The organism is Streptomyces sp. NBC_01446, assembly GCF_026340095.1.
Classification (GTDB): domain Bacteria; phylum Actinomycetota; class Actinomycetes; order Streptomycetales; family Streptomycetaceae; genus Streptomyces; species Streptomyces aureus.
The window spans coordinates 4048757-4069062 of the sequence record NZ_JAPEPO010000001.1 but is presented as its reverse complement, the minus strand read 5'-3'; the positions used below and the strand labels follow the sequence as shown (position 1 = coordinate 4069062).

The window sequence follows — 20306 nt, the reverse complement described above, 5'->3', positions numbered from 1 at the left end:
CCAGACTGTGTCCACAGGGCCCCGCGTTGAATGACCATCAGACCAGGTCAGGCGGCTGTGGATCCGTGGACAAAAGATCTCCACAGGCTGTGGACAAGATTTTCCTCCACAGGGTGTGGGTTTCGTTGTCCACCGTCGACCCACAGGTCCGGGGCCCTTGTGCACAGCTGCGGGCGGCTTCTCCACACGGCTGTCCACTGTTCGGCAACGCAACGCGCAAAATCACCGTGCCGAGTGAAAGGCGTCACATCAAGGGGTGCGGTTGGGCTGTGGGGAACCGGGGTAAAGCTGGGGACAGCCCTGGGGAGAAGTGGCCCCGGCCTGTGTATCGGGTGTGCAGAACTTTTCCCCGTCCACAGAGAACCCCGGTTGTCCACCGCTCGCGCCCACAGGCCCGGTGGACAAAAAACCGACTCTGACCTGCGAAAAGGCAGTTATCCACGGTTTCCACAGCCCCTACTACTACTCCCAACTAGAGAGAGCTGGGAATCAGGATCGAAGTGGGGGCTGTGCACAACTCGGGGTCCGGTGCCCGACAGCGGGTCGGCACGACTTGACCCCGAGCGGCAACGACTGTCAGCGCCGTACGTCAGACTGTTCCCCGGTGTCCTTCCCATGTGGCGGCTGAGCGACACCGAGTCACACGACGACGACCGAAGACCAACGCAGGGCGAGAGCAGCCAGCAACAGCAGGAGGCGGCTTACGGTGAAGATCCGGGTGGAACGCGACGTACTCGCGGAGGCAGTGGCCTGGGCGGCGCGCAGCCTCCCGGCCCGACCGCCTGCGCCGGTCCTCGCGGGCCTTCTCCTGAAGGCCGAGGAGGGCGCACTGAGCCTGTCGAGCTTCGACTACGAGGTCTCGGCGCGGGTCTCGGTCGACGCGGAGATCGACGAGGAGGGCACCGTCCTCGTATCGGGCCGGCTCCTGGCGGACATCTGCCGTGCCCTGCCGAACCGTCCCGTGGAGATTTCCACAGACGGTGTACGAGCGACCGTGGTCTGCGGCTCCTCGCGATTCACACTCCACACCCTGCCTGTGGAGGAGTACCCGGCACTGCCGCAGATGCCGACCGCGACGGGCACCGTCCCCGGTGAGGTCTTCGCCTCCGCCGCGGCCCAGGTGGCCATCGCCGCCGGCCGTGACGACACCCTGCCGGTGCTCACGGGTGTACGCATCGAGATCGAGGGCGACACGGTCACCCTCGCGTCCACCGACCGCTACCGCTTCGCGGTCCGCGAGTTCCTGTGGAAGCCGGAGGACCCCGAGGCGTCCGCGGTCGCCCTGGTGCCCGCCAAGACGCTCCTGGACACCGCCAAGGCGCTCACGAGTGGTGACACGGTCACCCTGGCCCTGTCGGGCTCCGGCGCCGGTGAGGGTCTCATCGGCTTCGAGGGCGCGGGCCGCCGTACGACGACGCGTCTCCTCGAGGGCGACCTGCCGAAGTACCGCACCCTGTTCCCGACGGAGTTCAACTCCGTGGCCGTGATCGAGACCGCCCCCTTCGTGGAGGCCGTCAAGCGCGTGGCCCTCGTCGCCGAGCGGAACACCCCGGTGCGGCTCAGTTTCGAGCAGGGCGTGCTGATCCTGGAGGCCGGCTCCAGCGACGACGCACAGGCTGTGGAAAGGGTCGACGCCCAGCTCGACGGCGACGACATCTCGATCGCCTTCAACCCGACGTTCCTCCTGGACGGTCTCAGCGCGATCGACTCCCCCGTCGCCCAGCTCTCCTTCACGACCTCCACGAAGCCGGCGCTGCTCAGCGGCAGGCCCGCCGTGGACGCCGAGGCGGACGACGCGTACAAGTACCTGATCATGCCGGTGCGGCTGTCGGGCTGACGCTCCACTGGGCATGGCCGCCGGGCGTTCGCCTGAGCGGCTATGCCCACAGGTGTGCGTGAGCGTCCGGGTTTAGGCTCGGAACACAGGTGCGGGAGTGCCTCACGCACCACCTCACGCCCCGTCGCAACTTAAGGAACCACCTGATGGAGCTCGGTCTCATCGGTCTCGGCAAGATGGGCGGCAACATGCGCGAACGCATCCGCCGCGCAGGCCACACCGTCATCGGATACGACCGCAATCCGGACCTCGCGGACGTCCACAGCCTCGGAGAGCTTGTGGGCAAGCTCAAGGGCCCGCGCGTGGTGTGGGTGATGGTCCCCGCCGGCGGCCCGACCCAGGCCACCGTCGACGAGCTCGCCGAACTCCTCGAGCCGGGCGACGTCGTCGTGGACGGCGGCAACTCGCGCTGGACCGACGACGAGAAGCACGCTGTCGAGCTGGGCATCAAGGGCATCGGCTTCGTCGACTGCGGCGTCTCCGGCGGCGTGTGGGGCCTGGAGAACGGCTACGCCCTGATGTACGGCGGCACCAAGGAGCACGTCGCCAAGGTTCAGCCGATCTTCGACGCCCTCAAGCCGGAGGGCGAATTCGGCGCCGTACACGCGGGCAAGGTCGGCGCGGGCCACTTCGCGAAGATGGTCCACAACGGCATCGAGTACGCCATGATGCAGGCCTATGCCGAGGGCTGGGAGCTCCTGGAGAAGGTCGACTCCGTCACCGATGTGCGTGAGGTTTTCCGCTCCTGGCAGGAGGGCACGGTCATCCGTTCCTGGCTGCTCGACCTGGCGGTCAACGCGCTGGACGACGACGAGCACCTGGAGAAGCTGCGCGGTTTCGCCGACGACTCCGGAGAGGGCCGCTGGACGGTCGAGGCGGCCATCGACAACGCGGTGCCGCTGCCCGCGATCACCGCGTCCCTCTTCGCGCGCTTCGCCTCGCGCCAGGACGACTCGCCGCAGATGAAGATGATCGCCGCCCTGCGCAATCAGTTCGGCGGCCACGCCGTCGAGAAGAGTTAGCCCGGAAAGCGAACGCACAACGCATCCACGAAGCTCCACGACGAAGTAGTCCACACCAGCTCCACACCTTGGGGGAGGTCGGCGAACGACCATGCACGTGACGCATCTGTCGCTGGCCGACTTCCGCTCGTACGCCCGGGTCGAGGTCCCTCTCGATCCGGGCGTCACCGCGTTCGTGGGCCCGAACGGGCAGGGCAAGACCAACCTCGTCGAGGCCGTCGGCTATCTCGCCACCCTCGGCAGCCACCGGGTCTCCTCGGACGCGCCGCTGGTCCGCATGGGCGCCGAGCGCGCCGTCATACGTGCCGCGGTCCGGCAGGGTGAGAGACAGCAGCTCATCGAGCTCGAACTCAACCCGGGCAAGGCGAACCGCGCCAGGATCAACCGGTCCTCGCAGGTCAGACCCCGTGATGTGCTCGGCATCGTGCGCACGGTCCTGTTCGCGCCGGAGGACCTCGCGCTCGTCAAGGGCGACCCCGGCGAGCGCCGCCGCTTCCTCGACGAGCTGATCACGGCCCGCTCCCCGCGCATGGCCGGTGTCCGGTCCGACTACGACCGCGTGCTCAAGCAGCGCAACACGCTCCTCAAGTCGGCCGCGCTCGCCCGCAGGCACGGCGGCCGGTCCATGGACCTGTCGACTCTCGACGTGTGGGACCAGCACCTCGCGCGCGTGGGCGCCGAGCTGCTCGCGCAGCGGTTCGACCTGATCGCCATCCTCCAGCCGCTCGCCGACAAGGCGTACGAACAGCTGGCGCCCGGCGGCGGCCCGCTGGCCCTGGACTACAAGCCGTCCTCGCCCGAAATCGAGGGCCACGCGCGCGAAGAGCTCTACGAGCAGCTGATAGCCGCCCTCGAAGCGGCCCGCAAACAGGAGATCGAGCGGGGCGTGACCCTCGTCGGACCGCACCGCGACGACCTGGTCCTCAAACTCGGCCAGCTGCCGGCGAAGGGATACGCCAGCCATGGCGAGTCCTGGTCGTACGCGCTGGCGCTGCGCCTGGCCTCGTACGACCTGCTGCGGGCCGAGGGGAACGAGCCGGTGCTCGTGCTCGACGACGTCTTCGCGGAGCTCGACGCGCGGCGCAGGGAGCGCCTCGCCGAGCTGGTCGCCCCCGGTGAGCAGGTCCTGGTGACGGCCGCGGTGGACGACGACGTGCCGGGCGTCCTGGCGGGCACGCGGTACGCGGTGTCCGAAGGCACGGTGGAGCGGGTATGAGCGAGAACACATCCGGCGACGTCCCGCCGAAGGCCCCCGAGCCGTCCGGCGTCGACCTCGCGCGCGTGGCCCTGCGCGCCGCGAAGGAACAGGCACGCGCGCGTGGAGTGGCCGACCAGCAGAAGAAGCAGGCCCGGCGCGGTGGCGGACTGAGGTCCGGGGCGCGTGCCGACGGCCGTGACCCGGTCGCGTTCGGCGCGGCGATCAACCGGCTGATCACCGAGCGCGGCTGGGAGGCGCCGGCCGCGGTCGGCGGTGTCATGGGCCGCTGGCCGGAGATCGTGGGCGAGGACCTCGCCAAGCACTCCGAGCCCCTGAAGTACGACGAGGACGAACGCGTCCTGACCGTCCAGTGCGACTCGACAGCCTGGGCGATGCAGCTGCGGTACCTGGCTCCGACGCTGGTGGCGCGGCTCAATGAGGACCTCGGGCACGGCACCGTACGGCTCCTGAAGATCCTTGGGCCCAACGGCCCCGCTCGCCGCTTCGGCCCCCTGCGCGCCCCCGGAAGCAAGGGCCCCGGCGACACCTACGGGTGAGTCCGGAGAGCCGTCGGCCGGGCGTTGACACCCGGTTGACGCCCGGAAGCGCTGAGTGCCGCTGTGAGCCTCTTGGAGCCCCGGGACGCATATGGGGAGTCGGCAGAGGCCGGTTCAGGGCGGCACATGCGGACTCAGGTACCGGCAAACCCCCATCACTGTCAGCGCTACCGGTAGACTGAGAGTTAATCCCGCCCCACTTGTGGGACACACCGAGCAACGCTGACTATCGCTGAACGACGCAGCCGCTCCGGCCACCGCCGGCTTGGCTTGTGCTGTGCCAGAAAGGGCGCTTCGTGGCCGATTCCGGCAACCCCAACGAGAACATCCCGTCCACTGCCGCCGACGCCGTCGGCGAGGCCCCCGCGGAGGCGCACCAGTCCTCCGGCGGGGTGACCTCGGCGTACGACGCCAGCGCCATCACAGTCCTCGAGGGTCTGGACGCGGTCCGCAAGCGGCCTGGCATGTACATCGGCTCGACCGGTGAGCGAGGACTGCACCACTTGGTGCAGGAGGTCGTCGACAACTCCGTCGACGAGGCGCTGGCCGACCACGCGGACACGATCGACGTCACGATCCTTCCAGACGGCGGCGTCCGCGTCGTCGATAACGGCCGTGGCATCCCGGTGGGTATCGTCCCCTCCGAGGGCAAGCCGGCCCTTGAGGTCGTGCTGACCGTGCTGCACGCGGGCGGCAAGTTCGGCGGCGGCGGCTACGCGGTCTCCGGTGGTCTGCACGGCGTGGGTGTCTCCGTCGTGAACGCGCTGTCCTCGAAGGTCTCCGTCGAGGTCAAGACCGAAGGCTACCGCTGGACGCAGGACTACAAGATGGGCGTCCCCACGGCGCCGCTGGCCCAGCACGAGGCCACGGACGTGACTGGCACGTCGGTCACCTTCTGGGCCGACCCGGACATCTTCGAGACCACCGAGTACTCCTTCGAGACGCTTTCGCGGCGCTTCCAGGAGATGGCCTTCCTCAACAAGGGGCTGCGGATCACCCTCACCGACGAGCGTGAGTCGGCGAAGGCCACCGCCGGGGCGGACGAGGCGGGCGAGGACGAGAAACACGAGGTCAAGAGCGTCTCGTACCACTACGAGGGCGGCATCGTCGACTTCGTGAAGTATCTCAACTCCCGCAAGGGAGACGTGGTGCACCCCACCGTGATCGACCTCGAGGCAGAGGACAAGGACAGGAGCCTGTCCCTCGAACTCGCGATGCAGTGGAACGGTGGCTACAGCGAAGGCGTGTACTCCTTCGCCAACATCATCCACACCCACGAGGGTGGTACGCACGAAGAGGGCTTCCGGGCCGCGCTGACCTCGCTGATCAACAAGTACGCGCGGGACAAGAAGCTGCTCCGGGAGAAGGACGACAACCTCACGGGTGACGACATCCGCGAGGGTCTGACCGCGATCATCTCGGTGAAGCTGAGCGAGCCCCAGTTCGAGGGGCAGACCAAGACCAAGCTGGGCAACACCGAGGTGAAGACCTTCGTCCAGAAGGTCGTCTACGAGCACCTCAACGACTGGCTCGACCGCAATCCGAACGAGGCCGCGGACATCATCCGCAAGGGCATCCAGGCGGCCACCGCGCGTGTGGCGGCCCGCAAGGCCCGCGACCTCACCCGCCGCAAGGGCCTGCTGGAGTCGGCGTCGCTGCCGGGCAAGCTCTCCGACTGCCAGTCGAACGATCCCACCAAGTGCGAGATCTTCATCGTCGAGGGTGACTCCGCCGGCGGCTCGGCCAAGTCCGGCCGCAACCCGCAGTACCAGGCCATCCTGCCCATCCGAGGCAAGATCCTGAACGTCGAGAAGGCGCGGATCGACAAGATCCTGCAGAACCAGGAGATCCAGGCGCTGATCTCCGCCTTCGGCACCGGAGTCCACGAGGACTTCGACATCGAGAAGCTCCGCTATCACAAGATCATCCTGATGGCGGACGCCGACGTCGACGGCCAGCACATCAACACCCTGCTGCTGACCTTCCTGTTCCGTTTCATGCGCCCCCTCGTCGAGGCCGGCTACGTGTACCTGTCGCGTCCTCCGCTCTACAAGATCAAGTGGGGTCGTGAGGACTTCGAGTACGCGTACTCGGACCGCGAGCGCGACGCCCTGACCGAGCTCGGCCGCCAGCAGGGCAAGCGGATCCGCGAGGACTCGATCCAGCGCTTCAAGGGTCTCGGCGAGATGAACGCCGAGGAGCTGCGCATCACCACGATGGACATCGAGCACCGCGTGCTCGGCCAGGTCACCCTCGACGACGCCGCCCAGGCGGACGACCTGTTCTCCGTCCTGATGGGCGAGGACGTCGAGGCACGCCGCTCGTTCATCCAGCGCAACGCCAAGGACGTCCGCTTCCTCGACATCTGAGTCGGTCTCAGCTGACCGCATCAGAAAGGATCTTCACCAGCAATGACCGACGAGAACACTCCCCCCACGCCTGAAGAAGGCGTCGAGATCAGCGTCAGCGTCGAAACGGTGCCCGAGGAGGGCGCCCAGCGCATCGAGCCCGTCGGGCTCGAGACCGAGATGCAGCGCTCGTACCTCGACTACGCGATGTCCGTCATCGTGTCGCGCGCCCTGCCCGACGTACGGGACGGCCTCAAGCCCGTCCACCGCCGCGTCCTCTACGCGATGTACGACGGCGGCTACCGGCCCGAGAAGGGCTTCTACAAGTGCGCCCGCGTCGTCGGCGACGTCATGGGCAACTACCACCCGCACGGCGACTCCTCGATCTACGACGCCCTGGTCCGCCTGGCGCAGCCGTGGTCGATGCGTATGCCGCTGGTGGACTCGAACGGAAACTTCGGCTCCCCGGGCAACGACCCCGCGGCCGCCATGCGCTACACCGAGTGCAAGATGGCTCCGCTGTCCATGGAGATGGTCCGTGACATCGACGAGGAGACCGTCGACTTCACGGACAACTACGACGGCCGCTCCCAGGAGCCGACCGTCCTGCCGGCCCGCTTCCCGAACCTGCTGATCAACGGCTCGGCGGGCATCGCGGTCGGCATGGCCACCAACATCCCGCCGCACAACCTGCGCGAGGTCGCCTCCGGCGCCCAGTGGTACCTGGAGAACCCGGAGGCCTCGCACGAGGAGCTTCTGGAGGCGCTCATCGAGCGCATCAAGGGCCCGGACTTCCCGACCGGCGCCCTGGTCGTCGGCCGCAAGGGCATCGAGGAGGCGTACCGCACGGGCCGTGGCTCCATCACGATGCGCGCGGTCGTCGAGGTCGAGGAGATCCAGAACCGCCAGTGCCTGGTGGTCACCGAGCTCCCGTACCAGGTCAACCCGGACAACCTCGCGCAGAAGATCGCCGACCTGGTGAAGGACGGCCGCGTCGGCGGCATCGCCGACGTCCGCGACGAGACCTCGTCGCGCACCGGCCAGCGCCTCGTCATCGTCCTGAAGCGCGACGCCGTCGCCAAGGTCGTCCTGAACAACCTCTACAAGCACACCGACCTCCAGACGAACTTCGGCGCCAACATGCTGGCGCTCGTCGACGGCGTGCCGCGCACCCTCTCCCTGGACGCCTTCATCCGCCACTGGGTGAGCCACCAGGTCGAGGTCATCGTCCGCCGTACGAAGTTCCGCCTGCGCAAGGCCGAGGAGCGCGCCCACATCCTGCGCGGCCTCCTGAAGGCCCTGGATGCCATCGACGAGGTCATCGCGCTCATCCGGCGCAGTGACACCGTCGAGATCGCCCGCGAGGGTCTGATGGGCTTCCTGGAGATCGACGAGATCCAGGCCAACGCGATCCTCGAGATGCAGCTGCGCCGACTGGCCGCCCTGGAGCGCCAGAAGATCGTCGCCGAGCACGACGAACTGCAGATCAAGATCAACGAGTACAACGCGATCCTGGCCTCGCCGGAGCGCCAGCGTCAGATCATCAGCCAGGAACTCGGGGCGATCGTCGAGAAGTTCGGCGACGACCGGCGCTCCAAGCTGGTGCCCTTCGACGGCGACATGTCCATGGAGGACCTGATCGCCGAAGAGGACATCGTCGTCACCATCTCGCGCGGCGGCTACGTCAAGCGCACCAAGACGGTCGACTACCGCTCGCAGAAGCGCGGCGGCAAGGGCGTACGAGGCACGAAGCTCAAGGAAGACGACATCGTCGACCACTTCTTCGTGTCGACGACGCACCATTGGCTGCTGTTCTTCACGAACAAGGGCCGCGTCTACCGCGCGAAGGCGTACGAGCTCCCGGACGCCGGCCGCGACGCTCGCGGCCAGCACGTGGCCAACCTGCTGGCCTTCCAGCCGGACGAGTCGATCGCCGAGATCCTCGCGATCCGCGACTACGAAGCGGCTCCGTACCTGGTCCTCGCCACGAAGGGCGGCCTCGTAAAGAAGACCCCCCTCAAGGACTACGACTCGCCCCGCTCGGGCGGCGTCATCGCCATCAACCTTCGCGAGACGGAGGACGGTTCCGACGACGAGCTGATCGGCGCCGAGCTGGTCTCCGCCGAGGACGACCTGCTGCTCATCAGCAAGAAGGCGCAGTCCATCCGTTTCACCGCCACGGACGACGCGCTGCGCCCGATGGGCCGTGCCACATCCGGTGTGAAGGGCATGAGTTTCCGCGAGGGCGACCAGCTGCTCTCGATGAATGTCGTCCGGCCGGGTACGTTCGTGTTCACTGCCACCGACGGCGGGTACGCGAAGCGGACCGCCGTCGACGAGTACCGCGTCCAGGGTCGCGGTGGCCTCGGTATCAAGGCCGCCAAGATCGTGGAGGACCGCGGTTCGCTCGTCGGCGCGCTGGTGACCGAGGAGACGGACGAGATCCTCGCCATCACGCTGTCGGGCGGTGTGATTCGTACGCGAGTCAACGAGGTCAGGGAGACGGGCCGTGACACCATGGGCGTCCAACTGATCAACCTGGGCAAGCGCGATGCCGTGGTCGGTATCGCTCGCAACGCCGAGGCCGGTCGCGAGGCGGAGGAGGTCGACGGTGACGTCATCGTCGACGAGTCCGCCGAGGTCGAGACGGCTGTCGAAACGGACGAGGGCACAGAGTCCACGACCGAGTAGCGCGAGGAGTGAGTCATCGTGAGCGGAGCCACGGGCGCCGGATCGACCGGTACGGAATCGGACGGCGGCCGTGGCCCCGCCACTGACTCGAACGACTCGCACGAGTCTCATGGATCCCAGGGGGGAACTGTGACGGACACCCGAGGTCCGCAGACGCAGCAGCACGCGGCCGACACGGACGGGGCGCTGCCAGGGGAGAGGCAGCAGCCTCCGCAGCCCTCGCAGCCGTACCACCCGCCGCAGGCCTACCAGGCGGCTCCGCCGGCCGGAGCGGTCCGCAGGCCGCGCACGGGGGCACGCACGACGCCTCGTACGCGCAAGGCGCGCCTGAGGGTCGCCAAGGCCGATCCGTGGTCGGTGATGAAGGTCAGCTTCCTGCTCTCCATCGCGCTCGGCATCTGCACGATCGTCGCGGCCGCGGTGCTGTGGATGGTCATGGACGCCATGGGCGTCTTCTCGACCGTGGGCGGCACGATCTCCGAGGCCACGGGCTCGAACGAGTCCAACGGCTTCGACCTCCAGTCGTTCCTGTCGCTGCCGCGCGTCCTGATCTTCACGTCGATCATCGCGGTCATCGACGTCGTCCTGGCGACGGCGCTGGCCACGCTCGGCGCGTTCATCTACAACCTCTCCGCGGGCTTCGTGGGCGGCGTCGAGCTGACCCTCGCCGAGGACGAGTAGCAAGCCGAGCAGTAGCCGAGCCGCAGCCGCTTCAGTCGCTGCGCCACATGTGGAGCGCATTCCCTGACAGGGGTGCGCTCCACAGGCGTTTTGGCCGGTGGGACGGGGTCCCGGCTATCGATTTTGGGACTGGCCGGGTCGTGCGCTAATCTTCAGAGGTCAGCGCGCGGGACACACACCGCAAAGCGCGGCGGGGCTATAGCTCAGTTGGTTAGAGCGCATCCCTGATAAGGATGAGGCCACAGGTTCAAATCCTGTTAGCCCCACATGCGAAAAGACCCCCAGTCGGTATCGGCTGGGGGTCTTTGACATCTACGGCTGACATCAGCCGATCAGTAGATCTTCCGGAAGTTCCGCCAGCAAGGCGACGGCTTTCCGTTCGTCCCAGCGCACCACGTGTGTGTAGACATCCATGGTCACGCTGATCTGGCTGTGTCGCAGGACCGGTCGTACCAGCCCGGGTCGAGGGCCGTGCCGACGACGGGGTCATTCTCAGGGTGCTGAGCCCCGCAGCGGCAGCGGCCGGTGTCAGGGCAGTTGTCGACCGGCCCGAAGCTTGGCGCGGTGAGAGTTGCGAAGACGCGGGGGTGATCCCGGACGGTTGCGGGGACGTTCTTGTGGTCGTCGCCCACGAGTCCTGCGCGGATCAGGTGGTAGGTGTCCCCGGCGTAGGTCCAGGCGCAGGCCGGGCAACGCGAGGCGCGACGGTTCCCGCAGGCCACCCGTAACCGGCCGCCGGGCTCTGCATCGGTCGAGTAGGCGTACAGCGTCTCGGCGGTCGCCTTGCCCTTCGTGACTGTCCAGCCCTGGAGATGGATCGGGTCGGAGCAGCCACCAGTGCGGCGGATCTGCTCTTGCCGGCGGTCGAAGCCGGGGGTGTTCGCCACCCGCAGCATGTCCACCAGGGTCAGAGGGGAGACCCCAGCCACCGCCGCTACATCAGAGACAGCGGCCGGAGCGATCGGCAGACGAGTCACGCAGCCACCGCCAGAACGCCAGCGGGGAGCGGCTTGCCGGTCTCCCAGTTGAACGGAACTGCCACCGGGCAGGGCACTGAGTCGTCGACACCGTCGTGCAGCAGGACGCCGACGCCATCCATGTTGACCCAGCCGAAGTGCAGGACATCAGCCCCGCAAGCCTGGCAGGTGCCATCCCGACCACCTTCGACCCAGGCAGAGCCGAGCGGACGGGATGGCAGCAGGGACAGTTGTGGTTGTCGGAGCCAGACCCGCGAGTCAATCGGAAACCTCAAATTGGGCACGGTAAGAGCGGCTAATGAGGCCTTGCCGGTGCGGCGTTGCGTGACTCACTGATCGTTTCAGAATGTGGACACGGCGTCATCCGAGGGCACCCGGCCCGTGCCGCGCGCTCGCCGCCTCGGCTGTGAAAATCACTCTCCGATTGCCGGAACACGGTGATAGGGAGTCCATGTGACAACGACACTTACGTTCCCCGTTCTGTTGCGACTGATCGACGAACGGTCGAGCACCTTCCGCGCCGCGGTCGCCTCCGCGCCCAGCCTCGACGTGCAGGTGCCGACCTGCCCGGAGTGGACGCTGTTCGATCTGGCGCAGCACATCGGCGAGGGGCGCCGCGCCTGGGCCGCCACCGTTGCCGCAGGGCCTGCTCCGGCCAAGTCCGTACCAGAGGGCGCCCCGGCTGCGCCTCGGGAGCGCGAGGCCGTGCCGGCCTGGTTGGCCGCGTCGACGCAGGAGTTGCTGGACGCACTGGGGGAGGCCGGCCCGGATCGCGGTTGCTGGACGTGGTGGGGTGCGTCCCAGTCGCCGCAGACCTGTGGCGCCGTCGCCCGGCACCAGCTCCAGCAGATCGCGGTGCACACCTACGACGCCCAGGTCACTGTGGGTGCCCCGGAGCCGCTGCCGGATGAGGTGGCACTCGACGGTGTCGAGGAGTTCCTGTCCACCTGCGTCGCAACGACGAGTGCCTGGCCGCACAAGCCCACCGCCTTCGACTTCCACGCCACCGAGGGCCACTCCTGGCGCCTCACGGTCGACGGCGACGGCGCACGCTCCACCCGTATCTCCGCGCCCGGCACGACGCCTGTCGCCGCTGCCGGCCAGGGCCCGAGCACGGCTGGCGTCTCCGTTCGCGGCACGGCCAGTGAGCTGGTTCTCTTCGTGTACGACCGTATCCCGGCGGACTCCCTGCAGATCGAGGGAGACGCAGGATTGTTCGACCTGCTCCGCGCGTGGGACCCGGAGGAGTAGGACGGGCGCTAGAGCGGCGAAGTACGCCTTGTCAAGACTGCTTGCGGCGTCTGACACCAGCGGCTGACACCAACAAGCACGAACCGCAGCGGTCAGCGCCGGACCTCAGTGAACGATCGACCAAGGCGCAAGGGCCGTTGGCCGACGTTGACAGACCCCCGTGATCGACCTGACAAGGATGAGGCCACAGGTTCAAATCCTGTTGGCCCCACAAGACAGAAACCCTCAACCCGTCGTGGTTGGGGGTTTTGGCGTCTCTGGGGCGGCGAGGCAGGGCCGTTGTCCGTGGGCGCACGCCGAGAAGACCCTCAGCCTGTGGTGGCCGGGGTCGTGAAAGGTCGAGGGCGCGGGGAGCGCGGTCTATCGGTGTCGTGCTGCCCTGCTGCCGTGCTGTCGTCGTCCAGCGGTGGGGTGCTTTGCCTGCGGTTGGTGCCGTCTGGATCTGGAGTGCGGCCGGCAGGTTCGGGGCGTGGCTGCGCTGATGAAGCGCTGCCTGGTGCCGCCGCCGTGCCTCTGCGGTGCCGCGCTGCAGCGGTGCGGGTGGTGCGGGTGGTGCGTTGGTCTGTGGTGCTCGTACTCGTACTGGCTGCTGAGCGGCGCTGTCGGCTTGGGCCGATGAACCGTGCTGCCGGACGTTCTCTGCGGTGGTGTCTGCCGGTGGTACCTGTCGGTCATCCTCACCGGCTGTTCTTGCGGTGGAGCTTTTGCTGCGGAGGGTCTGCCGCGGTTCTCAAGGGCCGGCCTTCTTGCCGTCGCCGCTTTCGTCACCGCTGGTGTCACTGCTGGTGGAGCTTCGTCTTTACGTACTGCGTTGTTACGACTGCGAGTGGAGTGCGTTGATTCCTGCCGCGGTCTCTTCGAACTCGCTCCCGTACTCCGTGCCGGTCGGCGGGCGGTGGCGGCTGCTGGGGGAGGAACCGTGTGCCTCGGCGCGGATGCGCTGCTTCATTGTGGGAGGCAGGGACCGTTTGAAGGCCCAGGGAGACCGGACGGCGGTAACGGCGGGGGTGTTCACCGCCGCGTTGCGGGTGCCCTCCGACTGTTGTACGGGCGTGGCCGCGGCGGCCGGGGAGGTGAGACCCATCGCGGTCAGCACCGCGAGGAAGGCGGTGATGAGGACGGTCCACAGCTTGATGACCTTGTTGGTGGCCATGATCCCTCACTTTCGGGTTGGGCGATTTGCGTACTTTCCTCATGATGTGTATGCGGGTTCCGGAGTGGGGGACCGACGCCCGTGGCGCGTCGATGTTCTGATGAACACCACTCGGATGGCCGTAATCGCCCTTTAAGGTCGCCAATCGCACTGAATGTCACATTCTGCGAAGAGTGATCGGAGCTCCGCGATCCGGTTCGACTGGTCGTCGGGGTGCGGGAGTTGGGCCCGGGTGCAGGTCACTGATCGGTATCGGTCGGTGTGTATAGTCGGGCGCCAGAGGTCCCCTACGTCAAAGAAAGACGAGGTCGCGCGGTGAAGAAGCTTCTCCTGGTCGCACTGGCCGCCATCGGCGGGCTCCTCGTGTACCGCCAGATCCAGGCGGATCGCGCCGAGCAGGATCTGTGGACGGAGGCGACTGACTCCGTGCCCACGGGTTCGTGAGTATCGACGACAGTCTCTTCAAGGCCCCGATCGCATGAGCGGTCGGGGCTTTGTGCTGTCCGGGGTGGGGCTGGGCGCGAGGCTGCCCCGGCTCACCTATTCGCTTGAGTAAATTATTTGCTTGCTTTAGCGAATGTCAGTGGGGTGCATGGGGCCCCGGCGGCAGGATGGTCGTCCGGCGATGAGGCGATGGCGGGGGCGACGAAGGGGCGCGTGATGAGTCGGCGCGTAGGGCGGCGCCTGGTGGGGCGCGTGATGGGGCGAGGGCGCGGACGGCCGGCGCCGGCGCTCGGGGCGGCGATGTGTGCGGTGGTCGTGCCGGTCGTGGTGGTGGCGCTGCCCGGGATGGCGGCAGCGCAGGACTCGGCTCCGTACGTCTTCGCGCAGGGGGCAAAGACGGTCCAGGGCGCGGTGACCAGCACGGATGCGGCGGAGCTCAAGGCCGGGGAGACGTATCGGAGCTCCGTCGAGGCGGGGGTGAAGGGCACCGGGCTCGGTGGTGGGTCGGGCGCGAAGGGTGCGGCCGGCACGCGTTATTACCGTGTCGACCTGGACGGCTCCTCCGATACGTATGTCTCGGCGGTGGCGGTGCCGAAGGTCGGGGCGGACGTGAAGGTGGCGTTCAACGACAGCATTTCCGTCACCCTTCAGGATCGGCAGGGCAATCGCTGTGACTCCGAGGTGGCGGCGTTCCGCTCCGCCGAGTACCCGAGGCCGATAGCCGCCACCGCGGAGCGGGTCGTGCGGGAGGGCGGCGGGCGCTGCCAGGATGCGGGCACGTATTACGTGGTCGTCGCGCGCAAGACTGCGCCGGATTCCACGCGGGAGCGCTGGGACCTGGAGTTGAGCGTCTCCTCGGAGCCCGCGCTCAAGTCGCCGCCCGCCACCACCGGGCCCGGGGCCTGGTCGTCGGCTTCGCCGCGGCCGCCCGCCGGGATCCCTTCCGAACGACCGGGCGGCACAGGCTTCAACGACGCGCGGAGCCTGCGGCAAGGCGTGTGGAAGGACCGGATCCGCCCGGGGCAGACGCTTTTCTACCGCGTGCCGCTGGACTGGGGACAGCAGCTCTTCACCGAGGCCGAGCTGGGCACTTCGGCGGGGGACGCGCAGCGTAAGGGCTTTGTGCCGAGCGCCCTGAATGTGGCGCTGTACAACCCGGCGCGGACGCCGGTCACTTCAAAGGACGCCTCGTACGGAGGGGAGCCCTCCGTGGCGGCCCTGGACTCCCTGCCTCCGGTCGCCTACGAGAACCGCTATCTGTCGCGCGCGGACGAAGCGGGCGTGCGTTTCGCCGGCTGGTACTACCTCAAGGTCTCCCTCACGCCGGAGATGAAGGGGACCTTCGGGGACAAGGAGTCCGGGCTGACGCTCCGTCTGACGGTCCATGGGGAGGCGGCGTCCGCGCCCACGTATACGCGGGATCCGGGTGCGTTCCAGGTCACGGACGCGGACCGGGCCGCCGCTGAGAACGGGTCCGCGCAGGGCGGTGGCTCATCGTTGCCCTCGGCGGGAGGTCAGGGCGGCGGTCAGGCGGGGCAGGGCGGGTCCGGTAGGACGAACCGTATGACGGTCGTCGGGATCGCCGGGATCGGCACGGGGTCCGTGCTGGTGCTGGGGCTCGGCGTATGGACGTATGTCGCCCGCCGGCGGGCACCCGCTGCTTGGTAGGCAGGGCTCAGGTTTTCTCAGGCCTGGGTCAGCGCCCAGATGCCCACCGCGAAACTGACCAAGGCAACGAACAGCACCGGGATCGCCACCTTCGCGGGCGGTCCCGGCCGCCGTTTCCGCACCCGCCGATGAGGGGTCGGGTTCGGGGCCGTGCCGCCGGGATTCGGGTGCCCGACGAGTGGAACCCGAACGCTCTGGGCGGTGTACGTAGAGATAGAGGCGGGCTGAGCGGGCGCCGGAGCAGGGCCTGGAGCTGGAGCGGCGTAGGAGCGCTGCGTGGCGGGGGGCGTGGCCGGGGTGTGAAGGGAGTGCTCGTGGGGGTGCGGGAGAGTCGGTGGGGCTGATGGTGGTGCCTGTGGTGTCGTGAGGTGGGGGCGTGGATAGGCGGGGTACTCGGGAGCGTCGGGAGCGGTGGTGGGGGTGGTCGGCCGCGGCTCGGGTGGGGTGTGCGCGAGTGGTTGTGCGGGGGGCTGCGCCGGAGGGGGCGGCGGGAGGTGGAAGCTGCCGGTTTCGGACATGCCGGTGCCGGACAGTCCGGCACCCGACGGGGCGGTTTCGGGCGTGACGGTCCCGGGCGTGACGGTTCCGACCTGGGCGGGCCCGGACGGGGTGGTTCCGGGCGTGACGGTCCCCGGCGGGGTGGTCCCGGGAGTGATGCTGCTGCCGCGCATGCTGGTCTGCGACGCGGTGGATGCCGGCCCCGGGGGCGCGGGGGTGGTGGGCCTTGGGACGGAGGGTTCTGCCGGTGCGGCGTCCGGCATCGCGGGTGCATACAGCGGCGGTGGGGGTGGCGCCGGCGTCGGGGGCTCCGTAGGGAGCGCCGGCAGGGCCTCTCCTGGCGCGGGCACGGGCTTCAGGGTCGTGGACCGGCCGGTCGTGCCGTGGTTCCGGTTCCGGTCGTGTACGAGGGCGGGGGCGACCGCCCGGGAGGTCGTGGTCGGGCCGTTCCGGGAGAACCCCGGTGGGAGCGAGCCGAGTTGGTCGAAGACCTCGACCAGTTCGTCGTCGGGTCCGGGCTCGGGAAGCAGTTCGGAGGCCGCCAGGAGGGCCTTGCGCGCGCCTGTCGCGGTACGGAAGCGCGCTTCGGGATCAGGCTGCAGCAGACCGGCCACGACGGTCCACAGCGGGCCGGGAATGCCCTGGGGCGCGCCAGGGGTGCCGTGGTCGGTGAAGTGCTCGATCAGTGCTCTGGAGTCCGGCCGGGCGCCCTGGAGCAGATACAGGGCGACGAGACCGACGGCGAACAGGTCTGCCGGGAAGTCCGGCTCACCGCCCATCGCCTGTTCGGGGGCGAAGTAGCCGGGCGTTCCCACCACATAGTCGGTCTCGGTGAGCCGGGGTTCGCCCTTGCGCATCGCGATGCCGAAGTCCGAGAGGCGCAGATGAGGCCGGGCTGTGCCGGTCGCCTCCAGAAGGATGTTGGCGGGCTTGATGTCGCGGTGCACGACCCCCTCCGCGTGCACCGCGGTGAGGCCGGCCAGGAGCTGATCCAGGAGGAGGCACACGAACGACGGTGGCAGGGGCCCGTAGTCACCGATCAGATGCGCCAGCGAGCCGCCCGCGACGAGGTCCATGGTGAACAGGACCTTGTCGTCGTCCGCCGCCCAGCTGGCCGGGGCGAGGACGTGGGGGTGGTCGATCCGCAGTGCCTGTTCGCGCACGAAGCGGAGCAGGGTGTGGGCATCGCTCTGCAACAGGACCTTGGCGGCCACATATCTGCGGCGCCGGTGGTCCCAGGCGCGCCATACGGCGCCGGTTCCCCCGCGACCGATCGGGTCGGCCAGTTCGTAGCGTCCGGCGAAGACCTCACCCATCGTGGTGCGTCGCTCCCCCCTCGGCCGTCACGACGCGTCCGGCCTCTCGGATGGTCCCGCGGCCCCGGGGCCGGCCGCGGGACTCGCGGCCGGCCCGATGTCGCTACCGTTCGGCCGGGATCAGCTCTGGTGCGCCTGATAGTGGGTTACGGCGTCGGAGGTGCGCCCGGCGCCGTAGACCCGGAGGAACTCTGCCAGTTCCGGGTGGCTCGGGGCGAGGGTGTCCGCCGCATCGATTATGTCCCCGGCCGCGGAGACGGAGCGCAGCAGCGACTGGATCTCGCGGACCACGCGCTTCACCGTGGGTGCGCCCGAACTGGTTGTTGTCTGCGCGGTGTTGGTGAGCACCGAGCCCCCCTGTGACTTCTTGATCTCGTCCATACGCTCGGTGGCCTCGGCGGCGCTGACGCTTCCGTCGGCGGCCTGACCCGCCAGATCCTGGAGCAGCTGGACACGCTGGACGACGGCTGGATTGCCTATCTTCGCGCGCTGACCGCTCATCAGCTGCGACAGCATGGGCGCGGACAGACCGAGAACCCCTGCGAGCCTGGCCTGATTGAGGCCCAGATCATCGATGAGGCGACGGAAGAGCGCCCCCAGTGGCTCTCCGTACCAGTTTCGCTGGAGCTCCCGGGCTCTTGCGGTAGCTTCCTGCTGTGCGGCGTCCATTGCGTCTCCCCATCGCTTCCCCAAATACGGCGGTTCGCTGCCGCGAACCACGTGGGGCATCTTACGGAGAGTGGTCGTGGACCGGGACCCCCAATCCTTTTGCGAGATCCGGGGGGTGACCCGGTACTCTGGTCTGCGATGCGCACCGGATCGCACTTCTTCCGGTCCGACGTATCGTTTTCGGGGCCTTAGCTCAGTTGGTAGAGCGCTGCCTTTGCAAGGCAGATGTCAGGAGTTCGAATCTCCTAGGCTCCACAGGTTCCACGTGAAACACGTGAACGCCGTAGGGCGGGAGACCACTGGTCTCCCGCCCTACGGCGTTACAACTCGTTCGAGGCTCAGCCGCGGTCGTCGCGGTCGGCGGCGTCCGCCTCCGCTTCGGCCTGCTTGGCCCGTACCTCGGGGTCGAGGGCATTCTGGCCGCTGCTGTCCTCCGACGACGGGGGCGTGGTGTCCGGGACCTCGGTCGCGGCCGGCGGTTCCACCAGCCAGTCCGGGTTGGCCTGCTTGTCCCACCACTTCCAGGCGGCGTAGGCGCCCCCGGCGAGGATGCCGACGACGAGCAAGCCCTTGGCGACACGTCCGGCCCGGGCCCGCCGTTCGTGCTTGCGGGTGAGCTTCTTGATCTCCTTCGGCGACACCTGTCCGCGTAGGGCGGCGAGCGCTGCGATACCGCGGGCGGTCGCCTCCTCGCGGACGGGCTGGGCGGCGGCGACGGCCTGCTCGATCCGCGGCCTGGCGTAGACGGCGGCCTGGCGGGCGGCCTTCCGGGTGCGGACGGCTGCCTCCTGCGCGGCCTGGTCGACCTTCGGCGGCACATGGGCGCGGGCCTGTTCAAGATGCGGCGCGAGGTACGTGTCGTACTGGTCGCGGGTTTGTTGCGCAGCCTGTGACATCACGGGCGCGAGCCGTACGCGCGCTTCTTGCGCATACAGTGCGGCCCGGTCCTTGGCCGTCTCGGCGTAGGGCGCCACCACTTCCGCGGCGTGCAGCACGCTGTCCTTCGCCGAGCCGGTGGCGGCGCGCACGCTGTCGATGCGGGTCACGGGATCCTCCTCCTCGGTGGCGTACAGGTTTTCACCTTTCCACCCTTTTTCGGATCATGCCTGCCGGACGGCAGTGGGGCATGCGAGGGCGAGCATTCGGGGTACAAGCCGCCTTTGTACGTACCGAGGTAGTCCAGGCGATAGCTGATCAATACGGTGCAAGAGGGGCTTGCGGACGACAATGCCACGGATCGCCGTGCGACGCGCCTCCTCGGTGGCGACTCGGCCGGAAATTCTGTGGCTGCCGCCGGGCGACGGGTCTGCGGGGGCGTGCGAGGATCGGATCGTCACAGAAGGCAACGGAAGGCAGATCGTGGCTGAGCAGCTCTACGCCACCCTGAAGACCAACCAAGGCGACATCGAAGTCCGGCTGCTGCCGAACCACGCGCCCAAGACGGTCAAGAACTTCGTCGAGCTTGCTCGGGGCGAGCGGGAGTGGACCAACCCGGAGACGGGTGAGAAGTCCACTGACAAGCTCTACGACGGCACGGTCTTCCACCGGGTGATCAGCGGTTTCATGATCCAGGGCGGGGACCCGCTGGGGAACGGCACGGGTGGCCCCGGCTACCAGTTCGGGGACGAGTTCCACCCCGACCTGGCCTTCGACAAGCCGTACCTGCTGGCCATGGCGAACGCCGGCCCGGGCACCAACGGCTCCCAGTTCTTCATCACGGTGTCGCCGACGGCCTGGCTGACCCGTAAGCACACGATTTTCGGCGAGGTCGTCGACGAGGCCAGCCAGAAGGTCGTGGACACCATCGCGACCGCGCAGACCAACCCGCGCACGGACCGTCCGGTCAACGACGTGGTCATCGAGTCGGTCGTCGTCGAGACCCGCTGACGCGAACCGGGCTGACGCGAACCGGGCTGACGCGAACCGGGCCGACGCGAACCGGGCCGAGACGAACCGGGCCGACGCGAACCGGGCCGACGGGAACCAATCCGCCCCG

Annotated in this window: 15 protein-coding genes, 2 tRNA genes and 1 pseudogene; 13 read left to right on the top strand and 5 right to left on the bottom strand. The window is 68.4% G+C overall.

The genetic code is table 11. The annotated features are described in order from the left end of the window. The first annotated feature begins 706 nt into the window (after positions 1-706). The 8 genes from dnaN to OG456_RS18195 all read left to right on the top strand — a co-directional run bounded on the left by dnaN (position 707) and on the right by OG456_RS18195 (position 10600). Positions 707-1837: a DNA polymerase III subunit beta gene (dnaN, locus tag OG456_RS18230; RefSeq protein WP_116512073.1), complete on the top strand. Its 1131-nt coding sequence runs from the start codon at positions 707-709 to the stop codon at positions 1835-1837. A gap of 146 nt (positions 1838-1983) precedes the next feature. Next, positions 1984-2859, top strand: a complete 876-nt coding sequence (gene gnd / locus OG456_RS18225) for a phosphogluconate dehydrogenase (NAD(+)-dependent, decarboxylating) (RefSeq protein WP_266562286.1) — start codon at positions 1984-1986, stop codon at positions 2857-2859. A gap of 91 nt (positions 2860-2950) precedes the next feature. Next, a complete protein-coding gene (gene recF / locus OG456_RS18220; protein WP_266562284.1) occupies positions 2951-4075 on the top strand; it encodes a DNA replication/repair protein RecF in 1125 nt (374 codons plus the stop codon). Further along, entirely contained in the window at positions 4072-4614 is a 543-nt protein-coding gene (locus tag OG456_RS18215; RefSeq protein WP_116512070.1) for a DUF721 domain-containing protein, read from the top strand. Before recF ends, OG456_RS18215 begins: the two co-directional genes overlap by 4 nt. A gap of 296 nt (positions 4615-4910) precedes the next feature. After that, a complete protein-coding gene (gyrB, locus tag OG456_RS18210) occupies positions 4911-6983 on the top strand; it encodes a DNA topoisomerase (ATP-hydrolyzing) subunit B (RefSeq protein WP_266562281.1) in 2073 nt (690 codons plus the stop codon). Positions 6984-7025: 42 nt separating this feature from the next. After that, on the top strand, positions 7026-9653 hold the full coding sequence (gene gyrA, locus OG456_RS18205; protein ID WP_266562279.1) for a DNA gyrase subunit A: 2628 nt from the start codon (positions 7026-7028) through the stop codon (positions 9651-9653). 18 nt (positions 9654-9671) lie between these two features. Continuing rightward, positions 9672-10334: a DUF3566 domain-containing protein gene (locus OG456_RS18200; protein ID WP_266562277.1), complete on the top strand. Its 663-nt coding sequence runs from the start codon at positions 9672-9674 to the stop codon at positions 10332-10334. A gap of 192 nt (positions 10335-10526) precedes the next feature. After that, positions 10527-10600 (top strand) — tRNA-Ile (locus tag OG456_RS18195). A gap of 180 nt (positions 10601-10780) precedes the next feature. On the opposite strand, the pseudogene OG456_RS18190 reads toward OG456_RS18195, so the two are convergent. After that, a pseudogene (locus tag OG456_RS18190) lies at positions 10781-11230 on the bottom strand (replication initiator); the annotation flags it as partial. 534 nt (positions 11231-11764) lie between these two features. On the opposite strand from OG456_RS18190, the gene OG456_RS18185 reads away from it, so the two are divergent. After that, positions 11765-12562, top strand: a complete 798-nt coding sequence (locus tag OG456_RS18185) for a maleylpyruvate isomerase family mycothiol-dependent enzyme (RefSeq protein ID WP_266562275.1) — start codon at positions 11765-11767, stop codon at positions 12560-12562. An 814-nt stretch (positions 12563-13376) separates the two neighbouring features. Here OG456_RS18185 and OG456_RS18180 read toward each other — a convergent pair. Next, on the bottom strand, positions 13377-13715 hold the full coding sequence (locus tag OG456_RS18180; protein WP_266562273.1) for a DUF6344 domain-containing protein: 339 nt from the start codon (positions 13713-13715) through the stop codon (positions 13377-13379). 315 nt (positions 13716-14030) lie between these two features. Here OG456_RS18180 and OG456_RS18175 point away from each other — a divergent pair, with 315 nt between their 5' ends. Both OG456_RS18175 and OG456_RS18170 read left to right on the top strand, forming a co-directional pair. Further along, a complete protein-coding gene (locus tag OG456_RS18175) occupies positions 14031-14159 on the top strand; it encodes a DLW-39 family protein (RefSeq protein ID WP_003999697.1) in 129 nt (42 codons plus the stop codon). 216 nt (positions 14160-14375) lie between these two features. Then, entirely contained in the window at positions 14376-15827 is a 1452-nt protein-coding gene (locus tag OG456_RS18170) for a hypothetical protein (RefSeq protein WP_266562271.1), read from the top strand. 17 nt (positions 15828-15844) lie between these two features. Here OG456_RS18170 and OG456_RS18165 read toward each other — a convergent pair whose 3' ends face one another. Both OG456_RS18165 and OG456_RS18160 read right to left on the bottom strand, forming a co-directional pair. Then, on the bottom strand, positions 15845-17641 hold the full coding sequence (locus OG456_RS18165) for a serine/threonine-protein kinase (protein ID WP_266562269.1): 1797 nt from the start codon (positions 17639-17641) through the stop codon (positions 15845-15847). Positions 17642-17761: 120 nt separating this feature from the next. Further along, a complete protein-coding gene (locus OG456_RS18160; RefSeq protein ID WP_266562267.1) occupies positions 17762-18310 on the bottom strand; it encodes a DNA-binding protein in 549 nt (182 codons plus the stop codon). A gap of 182 nt (positions 18311-18492) precedes the next feature. Here OG456_RS18160 and OG456_RS18155 point away from each other — a divergent pair. Next, positions 18493-18565: transfer RNA gene (locus OG456_RS18155), tRNA-Ala, on the top strand. Between the two features lie 83 nt (positions 18566-18648). Here OG456_RS18155 and OG456_RS18150 read toward each other — a convergent pair. After that, complete coding sequence (locus tag OG456_RS18150) at positions 18649-19356, bottom strand: DUF5324 family protein (protein ID WP_266562265.1); 708 nt, start codon at positions 19354-19356, stop codon at positions 18649-18651. Between the two features lie 313 nt (positions 19357-19669). Here OG456_RS18150 and OG456_RS18145 point away from each other — a divergent pair, with 313 nt between their 5' ends. Continuing rightward, positions 19670-20197 (top strand): peptidylprolyl isomerase, encoded by a 528-nt coding sequence (locus tag OG456_RS18145; protein WP_266562263.1) that lies wholly within the window; start codon positions 19670-19672, stop codon positions 20195-20197. Positions 20198-20306: the final 109 nt, after the last annotated feature.